This is a genomic window from Amycolatopsis saalfeldensis (genome assembly GCF_900110575.1).
Lineage (GTDB): Bacteria > Actinomycetota > Actinomycetes > Mycobacteriales > Pseudonocardiaceae > Amycolatopsis > Amycolatopsis saalfeldensis.
In genome coordinates this window covers 360,533-379,677 of record NZ_FOEF01000001.1, presented here as the reverse complement: position 1 = coordinate 379,677, position 19,145 = coordinate 360,533, and the positions used below count along the sequence as shown (strand labels likewise).

The following is a 19,145-nucleotide window of genomic DNA, read 5'->3' as shown; positions in this document are numbered from 1 at the left end:
GGGCTATTCGGGGACCACGGTGGTGCCCTGCGCGGTGCCTTCGACGAGTTCGGTGTACGCGGCCGCGACCCTGGCCACGGGCGTGCCGCGGCTGCCGTCTTCGCCCATGGCCTCAAGGGTTTCGCTGATCCAGCCGGGGCTGACGGCGTTGATCCGCAGCCCGCGCGGCAGGTCGGTGGCCGCCGAGCGGACGAATCCGGCGAGGCCCGCGTTGACCAGCGCGCCCAGGCTGCTGCCGGGGAAGGGCTCGGTGAACGTGCCCCCGGTGAGCGTGATCGAGCCGCCGTCGGCGAGGCGCGCGGCGGCCCGGCGCGTCAGGGCGACCTGGCCGAGGAGCTTGCCGTGGAGGTCTTGCAGGACCTGGTCCTCGGTGAGGTCGGCCAGCGGCCTGAGCGGGACGTTCGCGGCGCAGCAGACCACTGCGTCGGCGGTGGTGTTTTCGAACAGCTCGTCGAGCGACGCGGGGTCGGTGAGGTCGGCCTTGGGGTCGCTCCGGCGGGAGACCGGAACCAGCTCGTGACGCGGCGCGAGCGCGGCGGTGACGGCCCGGCCGACGAGCCCGGAAGCGCCCAGCACAATGATCTTCACCGGCCGGACGTTACCGTTTTCCGCTGGTGTTCCGCCACCGATTTCGGCAATTCACGAACCGGTTTTGCGCCTCAGCCGGCCGCCAATGCGATACCCAGCCAGATCGCCCCGATCACGGCCGCCCCGGCGAGCGCGGCGAGTAGCAGCCACAGTGTGTCCAGGCGTTGTGCCGGCCTCGGCAGGCGCAGTGGTTCCGTTGGCGGGCCCCAGTAATCCGCCGCCTGCCCCGTTGTGCTCGTCATCGCTCCAGCCTCCGTACCGTTCTCGGCGATCCATTGTGGTCGGGAGGTCGGATCGGCGCGGGAGTCCGTTACCGGCAATGGCGCGCGGGCCTTTTTCGCGACCGGATCGAGAGGATTCGTCGCGCTTGGTGCTCGCGCTGTGCTCCAAAGTTGTCGGTGGTGCCGGTTAGCCTGCCGTCATGGACTTGCCAACGCTCGACGGCGCCCCGATCCCGGGCCTCGCCGGCTTCGTGCGCACCGCCGTGCGCCTGCATCCCGCCGAGGGCTCGCGCGGGGTGCGCGAAAGCCATGTCGGCGGGCGTCCGCTCGGACGGGGCGGGCGTCCGCTCGGACGGGGCGGACGTGCTGCAGGTGCTGTTCTGCCCGGCCCAGCACAACAGCGAGCACCACTACGGGCCGGCGATCCGGCTGGTCTGGCGGACCGCGGCCGACGTCCCGGCGGTGGCCGAACCGCCGCCGGAGCCCGAAGACGCCGAGCCCGAGCTGATCCTCGAAGCCCGGCTGCTGGACGTCCTGGTACTCCGCGGACCCGTGGCAGCTCGAGTGCGGGGAGCGTCTGCGCCAGGCGCTGGCGTTCGCCTCCCAGGAGGACGAGCGGCCGTGTGGCTGTGACGTCGAGGAGGACGCCGAGACCGGGCTGTTCGTCAGCGATTCGGGCGTGCTCAACGTGTTCCTGTGCCCGGCCGACGTGCGGCACCCGTTCAAGGTGCGGATCGACTGATGCTCACGCCGGGGGCAGCAGCGGCCCGCCGCTCCAATGCTGGAAGACGAGGTTCGTGTGCACGCGCGCCACCTCGTCGCGGGCGGTCAGCTCGTCCAGCACCAGGCGTTGCAGCTCGGCGGCGGAGCTGGTGGCCACGTGCGCGAGGAAGTCGTCCGGCCCGGTGAGGTGGTAGACCGCGCGGACCTCGGGCAGCGCGAGCAGGTGCTCGACGAACGGGTCCACCAGCGGCCGCCGGTGCGGGCGGACCTGCACGAACAGGAACGCCTCCAGCGGACGGCCCAGCTTCGCCGCGTCCACGGACGCGTGCTGGCCGGTGATCACGCCCGACTCGCGCAGCCGCGCCACGCGGTCGAGGCAGGTGGACGGCGCGAGGCCGACCTCGGCGGCCAGGTCCTTGTTGGAGATCCGGGCGTCGTTCTGCAGGAGGCGCAGGATGTCGAGATCAACCGGACTCAGTTCGACGGATCCAGTCATCGGCGAATGATATCCGAGAGCGTTGCCTTGACGCCGTGCGTTGTCCGAGTCTGTGTGGCATGACTTCTGCGCTGCGAACCCGAGCCGTCCATGCCGGGCGGGACGACCTGACCGACCTGGGCCTGCACGCCGCCCCGCTCGACTTCTCCACGACGTACCCCTCGCGGGACAGCATGGAAGAGGCGCGGCGGATCGACGAGTTCACCGCGGGCGGCAACGTCACCGGCATCTACGCGCGCATCGGGAACCCGACGGTGGAGCGGTTCGAGCAGGCGCTGGCCGAATTGGAGGGCTTCGAGCACGGCGTCGCGTTCGCCAGCGGCATGGCGGCGATCTCCGCGTGCCTGCTTTCCGCTGTGGCGCAAGGGAAACGGCATATCGTCGGGGTCCGGCCGATGTACGGCTCGACCGACCACCTGCTCACCTCGGGCCTGCTCGGCACGGAGGTCACCTGGGTCGCGCCCGAGGACGTGGCAGGCGAGATCCGGCCGGACACCGGGCTGGTGTTCGTCGAGACGCCCGCGAACCCGACGCTGACGGAGCTGGACATCGCGGCCCTCGCCTCGGCGTGCGGCGAGGTCCCGCTGCTGGTCGACAACACCTTCGCGACGCCCGTGCTCCAGCGCCCCGGCCGCCTCGGCGCCCGGATCGTCCTGCACAGCGCGACAAAGTTCCTCGGCGGCCACGGTGACGTCATGGGCGGCGTCGTCGCCTGCGACGCCGAAGAGGCCGCGCGCCTACGCCAAATCCGCTTCGCAACGGGCGGTGTGCTTCACCCGCTCGCGGGCTACCTGCTGCTACGCGGGCTGGCGACCTTGCCCCTGCGCGTCACCGCAGCGTCCGCCACGGCCGCCATCCTGGCCGAGCGGCTCGCCTCGCACCCCGCAGTCCGCACCGTGCACTACCCGAAACTGGGCGGCCCCCTTGTCGCGTTCGAGCTGACGGGCGACCCGCACGCCCTGATCGGCGCCGTCCGCCTGATCACGCCGGCGGTGAGCCTGGGCAGCGTCGACACCCTGATCCAGCACCCAGCCTCGCTCACCCACCGAGTGGTCCCCGCCGACGACCGCGAGGAGGCCGGCATCACCAACCGCCTGATCCGCCTCTCCACCGGCCTGGAAGACGTCGAGGACCTGTGGCACGACTTGGATCAGGCGCTGAAGGCCTGCTGACGCTTCCGGCCTGCACTCACCAGGCGGCTGCCGGTCATCGCGGCGCGGACGAGCGGTCGGCGTCCGGCTCAAGCACCTGAGTTCCTTCTTCAGCTGCAGCAGCCTCCACCGCAGCAGCCGCCGCCGGAGGAAGCGGGAGCCGCGGCCGACCCCGTGAGCGCGACGGTGGTCAGCAGCTTCACGGTGTCCGTGTGCCCCTCGGGGCAGGGTGCCGGCGCGCCGGACTCGCTCATCGGCCGTTGCAGCTCGAACGTCCCGGTGCAGTCGCGGCAGCGGTAGGCGTAGGTGGGCATGGCGGGATTATCGCCGCCGGAGTGGCGGGAGGGAAGCGCCCCCCGAGTGTCCGGGCGGCCTGTCACTCCGGCCAGGCCACGTCGGCCGCCTGCTGCGTCGCCCGGGTGGCCGCGGCGGTGCTCGGTGGGCAAGCGTCGCCCAGAGCAGCGGAGGGAAGCGGGTTCACTGCGGGCGGCCGGATTGCGTTGCCTGGGAGACGGGCCGGACCAACGGTGGCCGGTCGGTCTGCGCCGCCGAGGCGGCGTGGGTTGTGGCCGAACTGGTGAAGGTCGGTCGGATTGCATTGCAGGGGCGGCGTGGGAGCTGGCCGGGTGGGCGGTGGCCGGTCGGATTGCGCTGCAGAGCTGGGAAGCAGCGGGGTGGGTGGTGGCCGGTCGGATCGCGTGGCCCGGGGCGGTGTGGGGAAGTGGGCGCCGGGCAGGTGGTGGGCGATCGGATTGCGTTGCCGGGGTGGCGTGGGAAGTGGGCGGTGACCGGTTGGACTGTGTGGCCTGGGGCGGTGTGGGGAAGTGGGCGCCGGGCAGGTGGTGGGCGATCGGATTGCGTTGCTGGGGTGGGGTGGGAAGCAGCGGGGTGGGTGGTGGCCGGTCGGACTGTGTGGCCTGGGGGCGGTGTGGGGAAGTGGGCGCCGGGCAGGTGCGGGCGATCGGATTGCGTTGCCGGGGGCCGGTCTGATTGCGTTGCCGGGGTGATGTCCGGGCGGCGCCGTCCGGTGGGAAGCTGTGCTGGTGGACGTTCCCCAGCTTGCGGATCTCCCGCACCTCGGCCAGGTTGTCCCGGCGCTGCTCGGCTCGCTCGGCGCGCCGGGGGAGGTGAGCGCGCTCGCCCTGCCCGACGCGAGCAGCGCGTGCGTGCTGCTCATCGACGGGCTCGGCTGGCAACTGCTCGCCGAACACGCCGCCGACGCGCCCGTGCTCGCGGAACTCGCGAAGCGGCCGTTGCGGGTCGGCTTTCCGTCGACGACCGCGGCGGGGGTCGCGGCGATCGGCACCGGCTTGGCGTCCGGGGAGCACGGCATGGTCGGCTACACCTTCGAGATGCCCGGGATTGGTGTGCTGAACGCGTTGCGCTGGCGTTCCCACACCGACGGCAGCGACCTGCGCGGCGCCCTGCCGCCGCGGGAGGTGCAGCCGTTGCCGACGACGTTCGAACGCGCCGCGGCGGCCGGGATCGACGCGGTTGTGGTGTCGTCGGCGGAATTCGCGGACACGGCCCTGACCCGGGCGACGCAGAGCGGCGCGCGTTACGCCGGCGTGCACGCGCTGGGCGACCTGGCCGCGCGGACACTGGACGTGTTGTCGTCACGCTCGTTCTGCTACGCCTACCACAGCGAACTCGACCTGCTGGGGCACCTGTACGGACCCGGCTCGACGGCGTGGCGCATGCAGCTGCGGCATGTCGACCGGCTCGTGGAGTCCATTGTGGATGGTCTGCCGCCGGGTGCGCTGCTGGCGGTGGTGGCGGATCACGGGATGGTGACCGTCGACGAAAAGCTGGACCTCGACGACACTCCCGACCTGCTCGCCGGCGTCCGCGCGTTCGGCGGCGAGGTACGGGCCCGCCACGTCTACACCGAGCCCGGCGCGGCGGCTGATGTGCTGGCCGCGTGGCGCACCGTCCTCGGTGACCGCGCTTGGGTCCTGCCCCGCGACGAGGCCATCGAACGCGGCTGGTTCGGCCACCCGGTGAGCGACCGCGTCCGCCCGCGCATCGGCGACGTCGTCGCCGCGGCGACCGGGACTTTCGGCCTGGTCCGCGAACTGGCCGAGGCCGTCGAGTCCTCCCTCATCGGCCAGCACGGCTCCCTGACGGAGGCCGAGCAGTTGGTCCCGTTGGCGCTCGCGCAGGGCTGACCGCGGGTGAACCGCTGAAGGTGCGGAGTGGCCTTGCTCGCCGCCAGATAACGGGGGGACTTCTGCGGGTGGTGAATGGCCCGGCGGCCTCGCTCGGCGCCTGCCGACAGGCGGGTTTCCACGGATGGGACTTGCCTAGCGCCTGAAGGTGGGCAAATTTCTGCGGGCGGAGAGCGGCGGTTGGCCTAGCCCGGCGCTTGGTGCCAGGCGGAGTTCGGCGGGTGTGGACTGGTTGTGGTGGCGTTGTCCGGCGCTTGGTGGCGGGCGGGCTTTTGTGGGTGGTGAGTGGGCTGGTGGCTTTGGCCGGTGGCTGTTGGCGGGCGGGCTTCGGCAGTGGTGAGTGGACTGGTGGCTTTGGCTGGCGGCGCTTGGTGGCGGGCGGGCTTTTGTGGGTGGTGAGTGGCCTGGTGCCGTTGCCCGACGCCTGTTGGCGGGCGGAGTTCGGCGCGCGGGCGGAGACTCCCGCGCGGCCGTGCTCAGTCGCCGGTTACCGTTTTCGGTGTGCCCCGACGTAACCGACCCGGGCGTGACCGTCCCGATCGCGCCGAACGTCCCGACGTCGGCGGTACCAGCGGCTGGGCGCACTCCGAGTCCGGCCAGGACGGGGACTGGCTGGTCCGCTCCGTGCCCGGCGCCCACGCCACCAAGACCTACCGCTGCCCAGGCTGCGACCACGAGATCCGCCCCGGCACCCCGCACGTGGTGGTCTGGCCCGCCGACGAAACCGGCTCGGTCGCCGACCGGCGCCACTGGCACCGCGCCTGCTGGGACGCACGCGGCCGCCGCCGGCCCACTCGCCGCTGGTGAGAACCGTGCCAGTTACCGCACCGTGACGGACCGCCAGTCGACTCGCCGTCGGTATGGCCTGGGCAGTTAGCCCAGCTTGGTGAGAACCGTCGGCCTACTCGCCCTTGATCGGGACCTCCAGTCGACTTGCCGGTAGACCTTGCCAGCTGATCTGCCGTCGGTGGAAAGTTGCCGGTTGGCCCGCCGTTGGTGACGACCCCGCCCGCCGCTGGTGAGGACTGCGCCAAGTCAAGCCGCCCCTGGCGACGAGAGCTCTGGCGCCCACACAACCCAGGTTCTGTCACAAGCGGCCAGCCGGTGCCTACCGGGTGCCGAATCACCCCACCCCGGTAACCCAGGCGCCCGTCACCGTCGGAAGTTTCGGACCACTGCGCCGTCCTCGTCAGTCACCTCCTCGTAGTTCGTGAACCCCAGCCGTTCGACAACGCGTAGCGATGGCTTGTTGATGACGTTCACCGAGATCAGCACCGGCGCCTGGGCCAGTTCGCGTTCCGCCCAGTGCACCGAGGCGCTCGCCGCCTCCACTGCGTAGCCCTTGCCCCACGCTGACGGGTGGAAGCGGTAGCCCAGGTTCAGCACCTTCTCGCCCTGGAAGTCGCGCAGGCGGACGCCCGACATGCCGAGCAGGGCGGGATCCTGATGGTCGCGGACGGCCAGGTAGCCGTAGCCGTGCTCCGTCCAGTGCGCCAGCCAGGCGTCGAACATCCGGTGCGCGGCCGGCTCGTCCGGCGGGTTCACGCGGAAGCGGTTGGTCCTCGGGTCGGTTTCGATGGCCACCATCTCCTGCCGGTCCGCCTCGGTGAAGGGGCGGAGCAGCAGCCGTTCGGTCTTGATCTCCGTCAGCACATCCCCGAACGTAGCCCCGGGGTCCGACAAAATGGCGGGCATGACCGAACTGCCCCTGCTGCTTTTGCACGCCTTCCCGCTCGACGCCCGGATGTGGGACCCGGTGCGCGCGCCGCTCGCCGAGCGCGTCCGGCTCATCACGCCCGACCAGCGCGGGCTCGGCCGCAGCCCGCTGCCCGAGACCGGCCGCGAGCCGAGCCTGGACGACGCCGCCCGTGACGTCGTCGCGCTGCTCGACCGCCTGGAGCTGGACCGTGTGGTGCTCGGCGGTTGTTCGATGGGCGGCTACCTCGCGATGGCCGTGTTGCGCCTTGCCCCTGAACGCGTCGGCGGCCTCGTGCTCATCGACACCAAGGCGACGGCCGACACGCCCGAAGCCGCGCAGGCCCGGCTGGACGTGGCGGAGCGGGCCGAGAACGACGGCGTCGCCGGGTGGCTCGCCGAGGCCAATCTGCCCAACCTGCTGGCCGGGACCGCCTCACCGGACGTCGTCGAGCGGGTGCGCGGCCTGATCGACGAGCAGCCGCCGGCCGGGGTCGCCTGGGCCGCGCGCGCCCTCCGCGCCCGGCCGGATTCCTTGGAATCACTGCGTGACGCCACCGTTCCGGCGCTGGTGGTCGTCGGCGAGCAGGACGCCATCACCCCGCTCGAAGCGGCGAACACGATGGTCGGCGCGCTGCCGGACGCCACCCTCGTCGTGCTTCCCGGCGTCGGTCACTTGACGCCGCTGGAGGACCCGGCCGGGGTCGTCGAGGCGATCCTCGGCTGGTACCCGATCAGCTGAAGTAGCCGGCCAGCGCCGCCCGGGCCTCGCCGAGCCGGTGCGGGAACCGCTTCGCGATCAGAAACCGCCAGCCCACGGCGAAGAGCGAGCGCAGCCGCAGATACGACGCGATGGCGGCTTCGTCCACTTCGGCCGGATAGGCGGCGAGCAGGTCCGGTCCTCCTTGCTTCGCCAGGATCGCGAGGTCCCAGGCGAGCGGGCCGCGCCAGCTGTCCTCGAAGTCGAGCCAGCACGGCCCGTCCGCGGTCGCGATGAGGTTGCCCGGGTGCGCGTCCCCGTGCAGCGCCTGCACGGGCGTCGCCGGCAGGTCCGCCTCGATCCGGGCGGCCTCCGCGCGGATCCGGTCCGCGGCCCCGTCCATGACGTCGCCGTGGAGCCGGAGCATCGTCTCCACTTCCTCGAACGGGCCCCGGGCGGGCAGTTCGCCGGGAAAGTCGCGCAGTGCCGAATGGACCCGGGCGAGTGAGGCCGCGACCTCGCCCGGGCTGTGCCGATGGTCCGGATCGTGCGGTGTCCAGTGCCAGAGCGTGACCGGCAGGCCCTCGGCGAAATGCGGGCCGGCCGGGGGATCCGTGGTGGGTGAGACGACGCGCACATCACGCTCGGTGAGAAAGGCGGACAGGGCCACGTCGCGGGCCAGCCACGCCGTCGCGTCGGGGCGCATGAGCAGCGCCGTCGCGGGCACTCTCGCCACCACGTGACCCATTCTCACCAGGACGTTCGACCGCTCGTGGAGCACTTCCGGCGAGTCCGCGGGCAACCCCAGCCCGCGGGCCACCGCGGTGGCCGCGACCACCGCCGAAGCGGTGTACGGGTCGGTCATGCGGTGATCTAACCAGCCGGTGCGCGCGACTGTCGGTAGCGAGGGCTACGATCCCTCCTAGCCGCAGGATCGGGCCCGCGCCCGGCCCTTCGGCGTCCCGGATGTTGACCACCACAAGGTTTCAGTGTTGGAGGCAGGAGTGACGGCCGTAGCCCCCAAGCCGATCGCAACGCGCCCGTATCCCGCGCGCGAGTCGGTTAAGGGTTCGTACCTGCTGCGGTTGTTCCGCACGACGGACCACAAGCAGATCGGCATCATGTACCTGGTCACGTCGTTCGCCTTCTTCATGGCGGGCGGCGCGATGGCGATGCTCATCCGCACGGAGCTGGCCCGGCCGGGCCAGCAGTTCCTGTCGTCAGAGCAGTACAACCAGCTGTTCACCATGCACGGCACGATCATGCTGCTGCTGTACGCGACGCCGATCCTCTTCGGATTCGCGAACTTCATCCTGCCGCTGCAGATCGGCTCGCCGGACGTGGCGTTCCCGCGGCTGAACGCGTTCTCGTACTGGCTGTACCTCTTCGGCGGCCTGACCGTCCTCTCCGGCTTCCTGACCCCGGGTGGCGCCGCCGACTTCGGCTGGTTCGCCTACACCCCGCTGTCGGACGCGATCCACTCGCCGGGCGTCGGCGCGGATCTGTGGATTGCCGGGCTGATCGTCTCCGGTCTGGGCACCATTCTCGGCGCGGTAAACATGATCACCACGGTGATCTGCCTGCGCGCGCCGGGCATGACGATGTTCCGGATGCCGATCTTCACCTGGAACATCCTGGTCACCGCCATTCTGATCCTGCTGGCGTTCCCGATCCTGACCGCGGCCCTGTTCGGCCTGCTGGCCGATCGACATCTTGGCGCACACGTCTTCGATCCAGCCAACGGCGGCGTGATCCTCTGGCAGCACCTGTTCTGGTTCTTCGGCCATCCAGAGGTATATATCGTCGCGCTGCCCTTCTTCGGGATCGTGTCCGAGATCTTCCCGGTGTTCAGCCGGAAGCCGGTCTTCGGTTACAAGGGCCTGGTCTTCGCGACGCTGGCGATCGCGGCCCTGTCCGTCGCGGTGTGGGCGCACCACATGTACGCCACCGGCGCGGTCCTGCTTCCCTTCTTCTCCTTCATGACGTTCCTGATCGCGGTCCCGACCGGCGTGAAGTTCTTCAACTGGATCGGCACGATGTGGAAGGGCCAGCTGTCCTTCGAGACGCCGATGATCTTCTCGATGGGCTTCATCGTCACGTTCCTCTTCGGTGGCCTGACCGGCATCCTGCTGGCCGCGCCGGCGATCGACTTCCACGTGTCGGACAGCTACTTCGTGGTGGCGCACTTCCACTACGTCCTCTACGGCACGATCGTGTTCGCGACCTTCGCCGGGATCTACTTCTGGTTCCCGAAGATCACCGGCCGGATGATGGACGAGAAGCTCGGCAAGTGGCACTTCTGGACCACGTTCATCGGCTTCCACGGCACCTTCCTGGTCCAGCACTGGCTGGGCGCGGAGGGCATGCCCCGCCGGTACGCCGACTACCTGGCCAGCGACGGGTTCACCACGCTGAACACAATCTCCACGATCGGCGCGTACATCCTCGGCGCCTCGACGCTGCCGTTCATCTGGAACGTGTTCAAGAGCTACCGCTACGGCGAGATCGTCACGGTCGACGACCCGTGGGGCTACGGCAACTCGCTCGAGTGGGCCACGTCCTGCCCGCCGCCGCGGCACAACTTCACCGAGCTGCCCCGGATCCGGTCCGAGCGGCCCGCCTTCGAGCTGCACTATCCGCACATGGTCGAGCGGCTGCATGCCGAGGGTGAGATCGGTTTCTTCGGCAAGCCGCGCCACGGCGGCACGCCGTCGCAGAAGCTGGTCGAAACCCTCATACCCGGTAATCACGACAAGGACAACTCGGGCGAGCAGTAAGACCCGTTGAATTCGAAAAGGCGCGTGTCTGGCAGGTGTGAAGCCGGGCACGCGCCCTTTTTGTGTCCCGGTCCGGCAGTCCAGACTGATCGTTGTCCGCCGCCCGTGCCGAACGAGGGATAGAGCCCAGTGACCCAGACGCCCGTCCTGATCACCACGACCGGCCCTGACAAGCCCGGCGTCTCGTCCGTGCTGTTCGCCGTGCTCACCCGGCACGACGTCGACGTGCTCGACGTCGAGCAGGTGGTGATCCGCGGACAGCTCGTGCTCGGGGTGCTCGCCGGGGTGTACCGCGACCCGGAGGGCCTGCAGGAGTCCGTGGAGCAGGCGATGGCCAGCGTCGGCATGGAGGTGGACGTGCGGATCGGCGACGCCATCGGCGCGGACCCGTTCGCGCTCGGCCGCCGCGATTCGTCACACGTTCTGGTGATGATGGGCCGCCCGGTGACGGCGCGGGCGTTCTCCGAGGTCGCGCGGCGGCTCGCGGGCATGGGCGCGAACATCGACTCGATCCGCAGCGTCGCGGACTACCCGGTGACCGGGCTGGAGCTGTACGTCTCGGTCGGGGAGGACACCCCGGCGGCCGACGCCGAGCTGCGCTCCGTGGTGGCGGACGCGGCGTCCCAGGTGGCCGTGGACGTCGCCGTGGAGCGCGCGGGCATCGCGCGCCGGGCCAAGCGGCTGGTGGTCTTCGACGTCGACTCGACGCTGGTGCAGGGCGAGGTGATCGAGATGCTCGGCGCGTACGCCGGGGCCGAGCCGGAGATCCGCGAGATCACCGAGGCCGCGATGCGCGGCGAGCTGAACTTCGCCGAATCGCTGGAGCGTCGCGTCGCGCTGCTCGCCGGGCTGCCCGCGACGGTGCTCGACGAGGTCGCGGCCTCGCTGGAGCTGATGCCGGGCGCGCGCACCACGGTCCGCACGCTCAAGCGCATGGGCTTCCGCTGCGGCGTCGTCTCGGGCGGGTTCACCCAGGTCATCGACCACCTGGTGGCCGACCTCGGGCTGGACTTCGCGGCGGCGAACGAGCTGGAGATCGTCGACGGCAAGCTCACCGGCCGGGTGATCGGCGAGATGGTAGACCGCGCGGGCAAGGCGACGGCGCTGCGCCGGTTCGCCGATGAGTACGGCATTCCGCTGGGCCAGTGCGTTGCGGTCGGCGACGGGGCGAACGACATCGACATGCTGTCCGCGGCCGGAATGGGCGTGGCGTTCAACGCCAAGCCGGCGCTGCGCGAGGTCGCGGACACCGCGCTCTCGCACCCCTACCTGGACGCCGTGCTGTTCGTCCTGGGCGTCACGCGGGCGGAGGTCGAGGCTGCCGACGCGGCCGACGGGCTGGAACTGGTCCGGCCGTGAACCACGTCCTGGAGCGGCTGGGCAGCCGGTACGCCTACTGGCTGGGGCTGCCCGCCGAGGCCACCTCCGACACTTCGGACGAGGAGCCGGACCAGGTCCGGGCGATGCCGGTGATCCTGCGCATCGAGCGGGCCGAGCCGCCCGGCCGGACCCCGCTGCTCGAGGCGGCGGCCGCGGCCGCGCTGGCGGTGTGCCTGGACGAGCGCGCCGAGCCGGGCGGCGAATGGGCCGAGCCGGTGCAGGCGTGGCTGGACAACCGCATCCGCAAGGTCGCGCGCCGGGCGCGGGGCACGCACTGGCAGGCCGTACAGGCGTTGCCGGGCATCACCGTCGAGGTCGACGGCGCCGAGGCCCGCGCGCTGGTGCCCGGGCTGGTCGTGGAGACGCCGAAAGAGGTGTCACGGCTCCAGATCTCGGGCAGCGAGCTGCCGCCCGACACCCCGGGGCCCGCGCCGTCGGGCGTGCCGCTGCTGCTGCTCAACCCCGAGGTGTCGATGACCGTCGGCAAGGCCTCCGCCCAGGTCGGCCACGCCACGATGATCCTGGCTTCGCTACTGGACGACGCCGAGCTGGGCGCGTGGGCGGCGCGGGGCTACCGCGTGGCCGTCCGCACGCCGTCGCCCGCCCGCTGGAAGGAGCTGTGCCCGGTGGACGACCCGGCGGCCGGCTGGCGCGAGAACCGCGTGGTCGCGGTGCGGGACGCGGGGTTCACCGAGGTCGACCCGGGCACGATCACGGTGCTGGCGCAGCAGCCCGCCTGAGCCGGCCAGTGGGGTGGGACACGGAACATCGCCGGGCGGACGGCGGTTCTGCCGGTGAGTACTTTCCTTTGAGACTGAGGAGCTTGACGTGACCCTGGAAGTGCAGCGCGAAGGTGAGCACAGTTTCGTCGGGCGCAACGACCGCGGCGCGCAGGTGCGGCTGGGCCGCAAGGGCGCCGAGGGCGCGTTCTCTCCGGCCGAGCTGCTGCAGATCGCGGCGGCGGGCTGTGCCGCCGTCACCGCCGAAGAGCTGATCACCCGGCGGGTGGGCGAGGACTCGAAGTTCCGCGTCGGCGCCACCGCGGACCGGCGTGACGGCGCCTCCGAGCTGGACGCCGTCCACCTGGCCTTCGACGTCGACGTGTCCGGCCTCGAGCCGGCTCAGCGCGAGGCGCTGGCCGCCGCCGTGGACCGCGCGATCGAGCGCCTGTGCACGGTGAGCCGGACGCTCAAGAAGGGCATCCCCGTGACGGAGACGTTCCCGACCGCCTGAACCCGGCAGAACACGCGAATACGCCCGGCCCGCGGAGACTGCTGCGGACCGGGCGATGGGCTGGGCCGCGGTGGGCCCGGCTGTGGTGGACAGGCCGGGACGGCTCAGCTCTGCCAGACGACGTAGGCCTGGTCGGCGTCGGTGGTCATGGCTTCGATGAACTTGTCGTTGTCGAAGCCGGGCAGCGACTGGAGCCGCTCGATCAGCGCGTCGGCCGCCGGGTCGCCGCTCGGCACGGCGGTGCCCTTGCCGTCGTGGCCGACGAGCATGAAGAAGACGTCCTCGTTCCAGGGGCCGTCCGGGATCACCCTGACCATCACGGACGAGAGGTCCGACCACGTCACGGCTTCTTCGCTGCCATCGGCGAGAACGCGCCGCACCCCGGTGTCGTCGACACTGACGGTCCGGGATCGTGCGCTGGACGAATCCTGGGTCAACCGGTGCTCCCTGTCGTGTTCGTTCTCGTTACCGTACCCGCTGGGGTTGTGCGCGCCGTCACGCGGGCGCGGCAGCGTCCAGTCGCTTCAACGCGTCGCGCGCGACCTGCGAATCCGTGGTGGGCCAGAACGGCGGCAGCGACGCGCGCAGGAATCCGCCGTACCGCGCGGTGGCCAGCCGCGAGTCGAGCACGGCCACCACGCCGCGGTCGGTGATCGAGCGGTGCAGCCGGCCGGTGCCCTGGGCCAGCAGCAGGGCCGCGTGGGTGGCCGCGACGGTGAGGAACCCGTTGCCGCCCCTGGCTTCCACGGCCCGCTGCCGCGCCGAGGACACCGGGTCGTCCGGGCGCGGGAACGGAATCCGGTCCACCACCACGAGTTGCAGCGACGGGCCCGGCACATCCACGCCCTGCCACAGCGTCAACGTGCCGAACAGGCAGGTGCGCGGGTCTTCCGTGAACTTGCGCACCAGCAGCGAGGTGGCGTCGTCGCCCTGGCAGAGGATCGGGTGGTCCAGCCGCTCCCGCATGGCTTCCGCGGCCTGCTTCGCCGCGCGCATCGAGGAGAACAGCCCGAGCGTGCGCCCGCCCGCGGCCTCGACCAGCCCGGCCAGCTCGTCCATTGTGGACTCGGCCAGCCCGTCGCGGCCCGGCGGCGGCAGGTGCTTGGCCAGGTACAGGATCCCGTTGCGCTTGTGGTCGAACGGCGAGCCGACGTCGAGGCCCGTCCACTTGGGGCCCTTGTCCTCGTCGGACGGTGCCTCCTTGTCCGTGGCGGTGCCCGGCGACTTCTCGACCCGCGCCTGGCCCGGCGGCAGGCCCCACTGCCGTGCCATCGTGTCGAACGTGCCGCCGAGGGTCAGCGTCGCCGAGGTCAGCACCGTGGTGCTGAGGTTGAACACCCGCTCCCTCAGCAGTCCGGCGACGCCCAGCGGCGCGACCTTCAACGCCGGCGGGCGCGGGTTGGACGAGTACTTGTCGCCGGTCAGCCAGACCACGTCGCGTTGGTGCGCTTGATCCTCTTCGTACGCCTCCAGCAGGCGGACGGCGGTGTCGTGCACCTCTTCCAGCAGCGTGCGCGCGAGCTTGCGCGCGGTGGCCCCCTCGACGTCTTCCTTGCGGTCGGACCCCAGCGCGGTGAGGCAGGCCTTCGCCGCGTCTCGGACCGCCGGGACGGCGCCCTTCAGCGCCTGCGGCAGCGTGTCCATCCGGCCCGAGGGCAGGTCGTCGAGGATGAGTGCGAGGCCGTCGCCCGATTCCAGCAGGCGGTCGGCCACGTCCGCGTCGATCACCCGCCCGCTGCGCCGCGCGGCGGCGGACACCATGGCACTGCTCAGCTCGCCGGTGGCGACGGAGGTGACGCGGTCGACCAGGTCGTGCGCCTCGTCGATGATCACCAGGTCGTGGTCGGGCAGCACCTGGTAGCCCTGCAACGCGTCGATGGCCAGCAACGCGTGGTTGGTCACCACCACGTCGGCGCGGCCGGCCTCGGCCCGTGCCCGCTCGGCGAAGCAGTCCGTGCCGATCGGACAGCGCGCGGCGCCCAGACATTCCCTGGCCGTGACGGAAACCTGCCGCCACGCCTGATCGCCGACGCCGGGCACCAGCTCGTCGCGATCGCCGGTTTCGGTGTCGGAGGCCCATTCCCGCAGCCGCGTGACCTCCTTGCCCAGCCGGGACACCGCGAACGGGTCGAACAGCTGCGCGTCCTCCGGCTCGTCGGGCGCGCCCGTGTCGAGCCGGTGGAGGCAGAGATAGTTGCGGCGGCCCTTGAGGATCGCGAAAGTCGGCTCGCGGCCGAGTGGCTTCTTCAGCGCCTTCGCCAGGCGCGGCAGGTCGCGGTCGACCAGCTGGCGCTGCAGCGCGATGGTGGCCGTGGAGACCACCACCGTGGCCTCCTTCTCGACGGCGTGGCGGATCGCGGGCACCAGGTAGGCCAGCGATTTGCCGGTGCCTGTGCCGGCCTGGACGGCGAGGTGCTCACCGGTGCGGATGGCGCGGCCGACCGCGTCGGCCATCTCGACCTGGCCGGGGCGCTCGGTACCGCCCACCGACTCGACCGCGTGGGTCAAGAGTTCGAGGACGCCGGGGAAATCTGTTCGGACGGGCACAGCGAGACACGATAGCCGCCGGGTCCGACAGGACCGCGCGTTCCGGCGCGAACGGGCCGCTCGCGCCGGAACCGCGGGGAACTTCCTGGTAACTCAGTCTTCTTTGCCGAGGTGGGAAACCGCGGCCCACGCCAGCGGCAGCACACCCGCCGCGACGACCGTCTTCAGCGCGTCGCCGATCAGGAACGGCGTCACGCCCTTGTCGAACGCGGTCGCCAGGTCGAAGCCGGTGGCGGCCATCAGCCACGGCACGCCGAACGCGTAGATCACCACGTTGCCGGCCACCATCGTCCCCACCATGCGCAGCGGCGTGCGGTCACCGCCGCGGCGGGCGAGCGCGCCCACGAGGGCACCGGCGAAGACGAAGCCGACGATGTAACCGGCCGAGGCGCCGGACAACCCGGAGGTGGCGCCCTGGAACCACGGCACGCCGGCCGCGCCGACGAGCAGGTACAGCAGCATCGAGGCGGCGCCGCGGCGCATGCCGAGCGAGGCGCCCACGAGCAGCGCGGCGAACGTCTGGCCGGTCATCGGCACCGGGCTGCCCGGGACCGGGATGACCAGCTGCGCGGCGGCGCCGGTGAGCAGGGCACCGCCGGCGACCAGGGTCAGGTCGCGCACGAGGGTGCCGGGGACGAGGTCGGCGAGCACCTGGCGGCGGCCGGTGAGGGACAGCGACGACACGGGACCTCCCAGAACGAGAACGGACGTCCGAGGAGGTTAACGCCCGTTAGTTCGCGAGAACCCCACAAGTTGCGTTCCTCACCACCGCACTCGTCCGGGTGATGTAGGGGTTACGACGTTTGGGCGAGGTGCCGCGCTGCCGATGTCGAAGCACGGACGGAGAGGAGTGCGGAATGCGCGGACGGGTCCTGATGGTGACGGCGCTGGCACTGGCGGCCCTGCCCGGCGTGGCGTGGGCGGACGGGGTCACCTCCACGGGGTGGGGCGCCTCGGGCAGCGTCGACGTGCTGGCCGACGGCGAGCACGTGACCACCGGCGAGCTCGCCCGCTGCGACGCCGACGGGCCGCTGACCGGGCGTTCCGACGGCGGCAGGACCGGTGACGTCGCCGTCTTCGGCCTCGGTGGCACGACCTGTGGCCGCAAGGACGGGGTCACCACGGTCCTGGCCGGCGGCCAGCGCTTCGAGTCGGATGTGCTGAAGCGCTACGGCGGCCCGGTGCTGAAGGTCCGCACCTACTCCGCGGGCTGCAGCACCACGCGGAACGGCAGCACCGGCGACGTCTCGATCGGCACGGTCGAGGGCATCACCGTGCCGTCGTCGATCCCGGCGAACTACCGGGTCGCCATCCCCGGCGGCGCGGCCGGCACGGCGCTGGCCATGGTCACGCTGAACGAGACCGTGACCCCGCAGCCGGCCGACGGCAGCCTGGTCACGCATGCCGTGCACATCCAGCTGTTCCCGCAGGGCGGCCCGGCCAGCGGCGACATCTACCTCGGCACCGCAGCCTGCAACCCGTTCGGCAAGGGCGGGGCGCCGGCCCCGCCGCAGAGCTGACCTCAGGCGGGCGGCGGCACCGCGGCCGTGCCGGAGTAGGCGACGCCGGCTTCCTCGAAGTCCTTCAGCGTCGCGTCCACGGTGGGCTGCGAGCCGCCGACGGTCAGGTCCAGCAGCACGCGCACGCCGAAGCCGGCCTTCGCCGCGTCGAGCGCCGTGGCGCGCACGCAGAAGTCGGTGGCGATGCCGACCACGTCCACGTCGGTGACTTCGTTGGCACGCAGCCATTCCTCGAGCGTCTTGCCTTCGCGTGACTTGCCTTCGAAGCCGGAGTACGCGGCGGTGTACTCGCCCTTCGAGAAGACCGCCTCGATCGGCACCACGTCGAGCGAAGGGTGGAACGAGGCGCCCGGCGTGCCCGCGACGCAGTGGACCGGCCAGCTGGTGTTGAAGTCCGGCGTGTCGCTGAAGTGGTCGCCGGGGTCGATGTGGTGGTCGCGGGTCGCGACCACGTGGCTGTAGCCGCCCTCGGCCGCCCGCGCCGAAATCGCCTCCGCGGCGGCGGCCCCGCCGGGCAGACCGAGCGAACCGCCTTCGCAGAAGTCGTTCTGCACATCCACCACGATCAGGGCGGTTCCCATGGTCGGCTCCCTCTACAGAAACGTCGTCGGTATCGCGGGCTCGCCGTGCGAAAGCTTGAGGCCCTCCCACGGCAGGCTGACCTGCGCGCGCCGCAGCCGGGCCCGCGCGTCGTCCAGCGTGGGCAAATCATCCACCGCGCGGCCGCCGCGGACCAGGGGCAGCTGGAGTTCGCGGTCGTGTTCCTCGGGCTCGGGCCGCCCGGAGGCGGCCGTCCAGACGACCTCCTCCATCGCGGTCCCGGTGACGCGGTGGCGGCGGAGCGCGGACTTCCGGCCGCCGCGGGATTCCTTGTGCGCGCTGCGTTTGGCGACCGGCCGGCCGTCGACCTCCACCAGCTTGTAGACCATGCCGGCGGTCGGCGCGCCCGAGCCGGTGACCACGGAGGTGCCCACGCCGTACGCGTCCACCGGCTCCGCGCGCAGTGCCGCGATCGCGTGCTCGTCGAGGTCGCCGGACACGACGATGCGGGTGTCCTTCGCGCCGAGGGAATCGAGCTGGTCACGGGCCTTGCGGGCCAGCGGGCCGACGTCGCCGGAGTCGATCCGGATCGCGCCCAGCTCCGGCCCGGCCACGCGCACGGCGGCTTCGATGCCCGCGGTGATGTCGTAGGTGTCCACCAGCAGCGTGGTGTCCGCGCCCATCTTGTCGACCTGCGCGCGGAACGCCTGCTCCTCGTTGTCGTGCAGCAGCATGAAGGCGTGCGCGACGGTGCCGCGGGTGGGGATCCCGTAGCGGCGGCCGGCCTCGAGGTTCGACGTCGTGGCGAAGCCGGCCAGGTAGGCGGCGCGCGCGGCGGCGACGGCGGCGTACTCGTGCGTGCGACGGCCGCCCATCTCGATGATCGGCCGGCCGTGCGCGGCACCCGCCATCCGCGCCGCCGCCGACGCGATCGCGCTGTCGTGGTTGAGGATCGAGAGCACCAGCGTCTCCAGCAGCACCGCCTCGCCGAAGCCGCCGGTGACGGTCAGCAGCGGCGAGCCGGGGAAGTACAGCTCGCCCTCGGGGTAGCCGTCGATGTCGCCGGAGAACTCGTAGTCGGCGAGCCAGGCGATGGTCGCGTCGTCGACGACGGCGGTCTGCTCCAGCTGCGTCAGCTCGGCGTCGGTGAACCGGAAGTCCGCGATCGCGTCGAGCACGCGCGCGGTCCCGGCGACGACGCCGTAGCGGCGGCCGTCGGGCAGGCGGCGCGCGAAGACCTCGAAGACGCAGGGCCGCTCGGCGGTTCCGTCGGCGAGCGCGCTGCTCAGCATGGTCAGCTCGTAGTGGTCGGTGAGCAGCGCCGTGCTGGCGCTGGTGACCGGCTCGGGTGAACCCATGGGGTCAGCCTATTCACCCACATGGCCGGACCTGGCGCGGCGTACCCG

At 71.6% G+C, this 19,145-nt stretch carries 21 protein-coding genes; 10 read left to right on the top strand and 11 right to left on the bottom strand.

Annotated elements, in window-relative coordinates:
* Positions 1-3: 3 nt before the first annotated feature.
* Both BMY97_RS01720 and BMY97_RS46800 read right to left on the bottom strand, forming a co-directional pair.
* On the bottom strand, positions 4-588 hold the full coding sequence (locus tag BMY97_RS01720) for a short chain dehydrogenase (RefSeq protein WP_091611408.1): 585 nt from the start codon (positions 586-588) through the stop codon (positions 4-6).
* A 71-nt stretch (positions 589-659) separates the two neighbouring features.
* The gene (locus BMY97_RS46800) at positions 660-830 is read right to left on the bottom strand and encodes a hypothetical protein (protein WP_177231126.1); all 171 of its coding nucleotides are present in this window, start codon (positions 828-830) and stop codon (positions 660-662) included.
* Positions 831-1,118: 288 nt separating this feature from the next.
* On the opposite strand from BMY97_RS46800, the gene BMY97_RS48110 reads away from it, so the two are divergent.
* On the top strand, positions 1,119-1,442 hold the full coding sequence (locus BMY97_RS48110) for a hypothetical protein (protein ID WP_245787095.1): 324 nt from the start codon (positions 1,119-1,121) through the stop codon (positions 1,440-1,442).
* A gap of 112 nt (positions 1,443-1,554) precedes the next feature.
* Here BMY97_RS48110 and BMY97_RS01710 read toward each other — a convergent pair whose 3' ends face one another.
* The gene (locus BMY97_RS01710; protein ID WP_091611405.1) at positions 1,555-2,028 is read right to left on the bottom strand and encodes an Lrp/AsnC family transcriptional regulator; all 474 of its coding nucleotides are present in this window, start codon (positions 2,026-2,028) and stop codon (positions 1,555-1,557) included.
* 59 nt (positions 2,029-2,087) lie between these two features.
* Here BMY97_RS01710 and BMY97_RS01705 point away from each other — a divergent pair, with 59 nt between their 5' ends.
* Complete coding sequence (locus BMY97_RS01705) at positions 2,088-3,200, top strand: trans-sulfuration enzyme family protein (protein ID WP_091611402.1); 1,113 nt, start codon at positions 2,088-2,090, stop codon at positions 3,198-3,200.
* Between the two features lie 89 nt (positions 3,201-3,289).
* Here BMY97_RS01705 and BMY97_RS01700 read toward each other — a convergent pair whose 3' ends face one another.
* Positions 3,290-3,493 (bottom strand): FmdB family zinc ribbon protein, encoded by a 204-nt coding sequence (locus tag BMY97_RS01700; RefSeq protein ID WP_091611399.1) that lies wholly within the window; start codon positions 3,491-3,493, stop codon positions 3,290-3,292.
* 729 nt (positions 3,494-4,222) lie between these two features.
* Between BMY97_RS01700 and BMY97_RS01695 the strand changes: the two genes are divergently transcribed.
* Both BMY97_RS01695 and BMY97_RS01690 read left to right on the top strand, forming a co-directional pair.
* The gene (locus BMY97_RS01695; protein ID WP_091612813.1) at positions 4,223-5,347 is read left to right on the top strand and encodes an alkaline phosphatase family protein; all 1,125 of its coding nucleotides are present in this window, start codon (positions 4,223-4,225) and stop codon (positions 5,345-5,347) included.
* Positions 5,348-5,848: 501 nt separating this feature from the next.
* On the top strand, positions 5,849-6,154 hold the full coding sequence (locus tag BMY97_RS01690) for a hypothetical protein (protein WP_091611396.1): 306 nt from the start codon (positions 5,849-5,851) through the stop codon (positions 6,152-6,154).
* A 345-nt stretch (positions 6,155-6,499) separates the two neighbouring features.
* On the opposite strand, the gene BMY97_RS01685 is transcribed toward BMY97_RS01690, so the two are convergent.
* Positions 6,500-7,042: a GNAT family N-acetyltransferase gene (locus BMY97_RS01685; RefSeq protein ID WP_091611394.1), complete on the bottom strand. Its 543-nt coding sequence runs from the start codon at positions 7,040-7,042 to the stop codon at positions 6,500-6,502.
* Here BMY97_RS01685 and BMY97_RS01680 point away from each other — a divergent pair.
* Positions 7,041-7,784, top strand: coding sequence for an alpha/beta fold hydrolase (locus BMY97_RS01680; protein WP_091612810.1), 744 nt, complete (start codon positions 7,041-7,043; stop codon positions 7,782-7,784). The two genes, BMY97_RS01685 and BMY97_RS01680, sit on opposite strands and share 2 nt — an antisense overlap.
* Here the strand turns inward: BMY97_RS01680 and BMY97_RS01675 are convergent.
* On the bottom strand, positions 7,777-8,607 hold the full coding sequence (locus tag BMY97_RS01675; protein WP_091611391.1) for a phosphotransferase enzyme family protein: 831 nt from the start codon (positions 8,605-8,607) through the stop codon (positions 7,777-7,779). The genes BMY97_RS01680 and BMY97_RS01675 overlap by 8 nt on opposite strands.
* Positions 8,608-8,746: 139 nt before the next feature.
* Here BMY97_RS01675 and ctaD point away from each other — a divergent pair, with 139 nt between their 5' ends.
* The 4 genes from ctaD to BMY97_RS01655 all read left to right on the top strand — a co-directional run bounded on the left by ctaD (position 8,747) and on the right by BMY97_RS01655 (position 13,132).
* A complete protein-coding gene (gene ctaD, locus BMY97_RS01670) occupies positions 8,747-10,519 on the top strand; it encodes an aa3-type cytochrome oxidase subunit I (RefSeq protein ID WP_091611388.1) in 1,773 nt (590 codons plus the stop codon).
* A 129-nt stretch (positions 10,520-10,648) separates the two neighbouring features.
* On the top strand, positions 10,649-11,878 hold the full coding sequence (gene serB / locus BMY97_RS01665; protein ID WP_091611386.1) for a phosphoserine phosphatase SerB: 1,230 nt from the start codon (positions 10,649-10,651) through the stop codon (positions 11,876-11,878).
* Entirely contained in the window at positions 11,875-12,639 is a 765-nt protein-coding gene (locus BMY97_RS01660) for an aminoacyl-tRNA hydrolase (protein WP_091611383.1), read from the top strand. Before serB ends, BMY97_RS01660 begins: the two co-directional genes overlap by 4 nt.
* An 88-nt stretch (positions 12,640-12,727) precedes the next feature.
* Positions 12,728-13,132 carry an OsmC family protein gene (locus BMY97_RS01655; RefSeq protein ID WP_091611381.1) on the top strand — a complete coding sequence of 135 codons (405 nt, stop codon included), beginning with the start codon at positions 12,728-12,730 and terminating at the stop codon, positions 13,130-13,132.
* A gap of 104 nt (positions 13,133-13,236) precedes the next feature.
* Here the strand turns inward: BMY97_RS01655 and BMY97_RS01650 are convergent, their stop codons facing one another.
* From BMY97_RS01650 to BMY97_RS01640, 3 genes are all read right to left on the bottom strand, one after another.
* Positions 13,237-13,569 (bottom strand): hypothetical protein, encoded by a 333-nt coding sequence (locus tag BMY97_RS01650; protein ID WP_091611378.1) that lies wholly within the window; start codon positions 13,567-13,569, stop codon positions 13,237-13,239.
* Between the two features lie 58 nt (positions 13,570-13,627).
* Positions 13,628-15,679, bottom strand: a complete 2,052-nt coding sequence (locus BMY97_RS01645) for an ATP-dependent DNA helicase (RefSeq protein WP_091611375.1) — start codon at positions 15,677-15,679, stop codon at positions 13,628-13,630.
* Positions 15,680-15,772: 93 nt separating this feature from the next.
* The gene (locus BMY97_RS01640) at positions 15,773-16,363 is read right to left on the bottom strand and encodes a biotin transporter BioY (RefSeq protein ID WP_091611372.1); all 591 of its coding nucleotides are present in this window, start codon (positions 16,361-16,363) and stop codon (positions 15,773-15,775) included.
* A gap of 173 nt (positions 16,364-16,536) precedes the next feature.
* Between BMY97_RS01640 and BMY97_RS01635 the strand changes: the two genes are divergently transcribed.
* Positions 16,537-17,199: a hypothetical protein gene (locus BMY97_RS01635; protein WP_091611369.1), complete on the top strand. Its 663-nt coding sequence runs from the start codon at positions 16,537-16,539 to the stop codon at positions 17,197-17,199.
* Between the two features lie 2 nt (positions 17,200-17,201).
* On the opposite strand, the gene BMY97_RS01630 is transcribed toward BMY97_RS01635, so the two are convergent.
* Positions 17,202-17,780: an isochorismatase family protein gene (locus BMY97_RS01630; RefSeq protein ID WP_091611366.1), complete on the bottom strand. Its 579-nt coding sequence runs from the start codon at positions 17,778-17,780 to the stop codon at positions 17,202-17,204.
* 12 nt (positions 17,781-17,792) lie between these two features.
* Positions 17,793-19,097, bottom strand: a complete 1,305-nt coding sequence (locus BMY97_RS01625) for a nicotinate phosphoribosyltransferase (RefSeq protein WP_091611363.1) — start codon at positions 19,095-19,097, stop codon at positions 17,793-17,795.
* Positions 19,098-19,145 lie beyond the last annotated feature (48 nt).

Coding starts and splice junctions, on each gene's coding strand:
- BMY97_RS46800 (WP_177231126.1), bottom strand. CDS start 830: ATGACGAGCACAACGGGGCAGGCGGCGGATTACTGGGGCCCGCCAACG.
- BMY97_RS48110 (WP_245787095.1), top strand. CDS start 1,119: ATGTCGGCGGGCGTCCGCTCGGACGGGGCGGGCGTCCGCTCGGACGGG.
- BMY97_RS01710 (WP_091611405.1), bottom strand. CDS start 2,028: ATGACTGGATCCGTCGAACTGAGTCCGGTTGATCTCGACATCCTGCGC.
- BMY97_RS01705 (WP_091611402.1), top strand. CDS start 2,088: ATGACTTCTGCGCTGCGAACCCGAGCCGTCCATGCCGGGCGGGACGAC.
- BMY97_RS01700 (WP_091611399.1), bottom strand. CDS start 3,493: ATGCCCACCTACGCCTACCGCTGCCGCGACTGCACCGGGACGTTCGAG.
- BMY97_RS01680 (WP_091612810.1), top strand. CDS start 7,041: ATGACCGAACTGCCCCTGCTGCTTTTGCACGCCTTCCCGCTCGACGCC.
- BMY97_RS01685 (WP_091611394.1), bottom strand. CDS start 7,042: ATGCCCGCCATTTTGTCGGACCCCGGGGCTACGTTCGGGGATGTGCTG.
- BMY97_RS01675 (WP_091611391.1), bottom strand. CDS start 8,607: ATGACCGACCCGTACACCGCTTCGGCGGTGGTCGCGGCCACCGCGGTG.
- BMY97_RS01635 (WP_091611369.1), top strand. CDS start 16,537: ATGCGCGGACGGGTCCTGATGGTGACGGCGCTGGCACTGGCGGCCCTG.
- BMY97_RS01630 (WP_091611366.1), bottom strand. CDS start 17,780: ATGGGAACCGCCCTGATCGTGGTGGATGTGCAGAACGACTTCTGCGAA.
- BMY97_RS01625 (WP_091611363.1), bottom strand. CDS start 19,097: ATGGGTTCACCCGAGCCGGTCACCAGCGCCAGCACGGCGCTGCTCACC.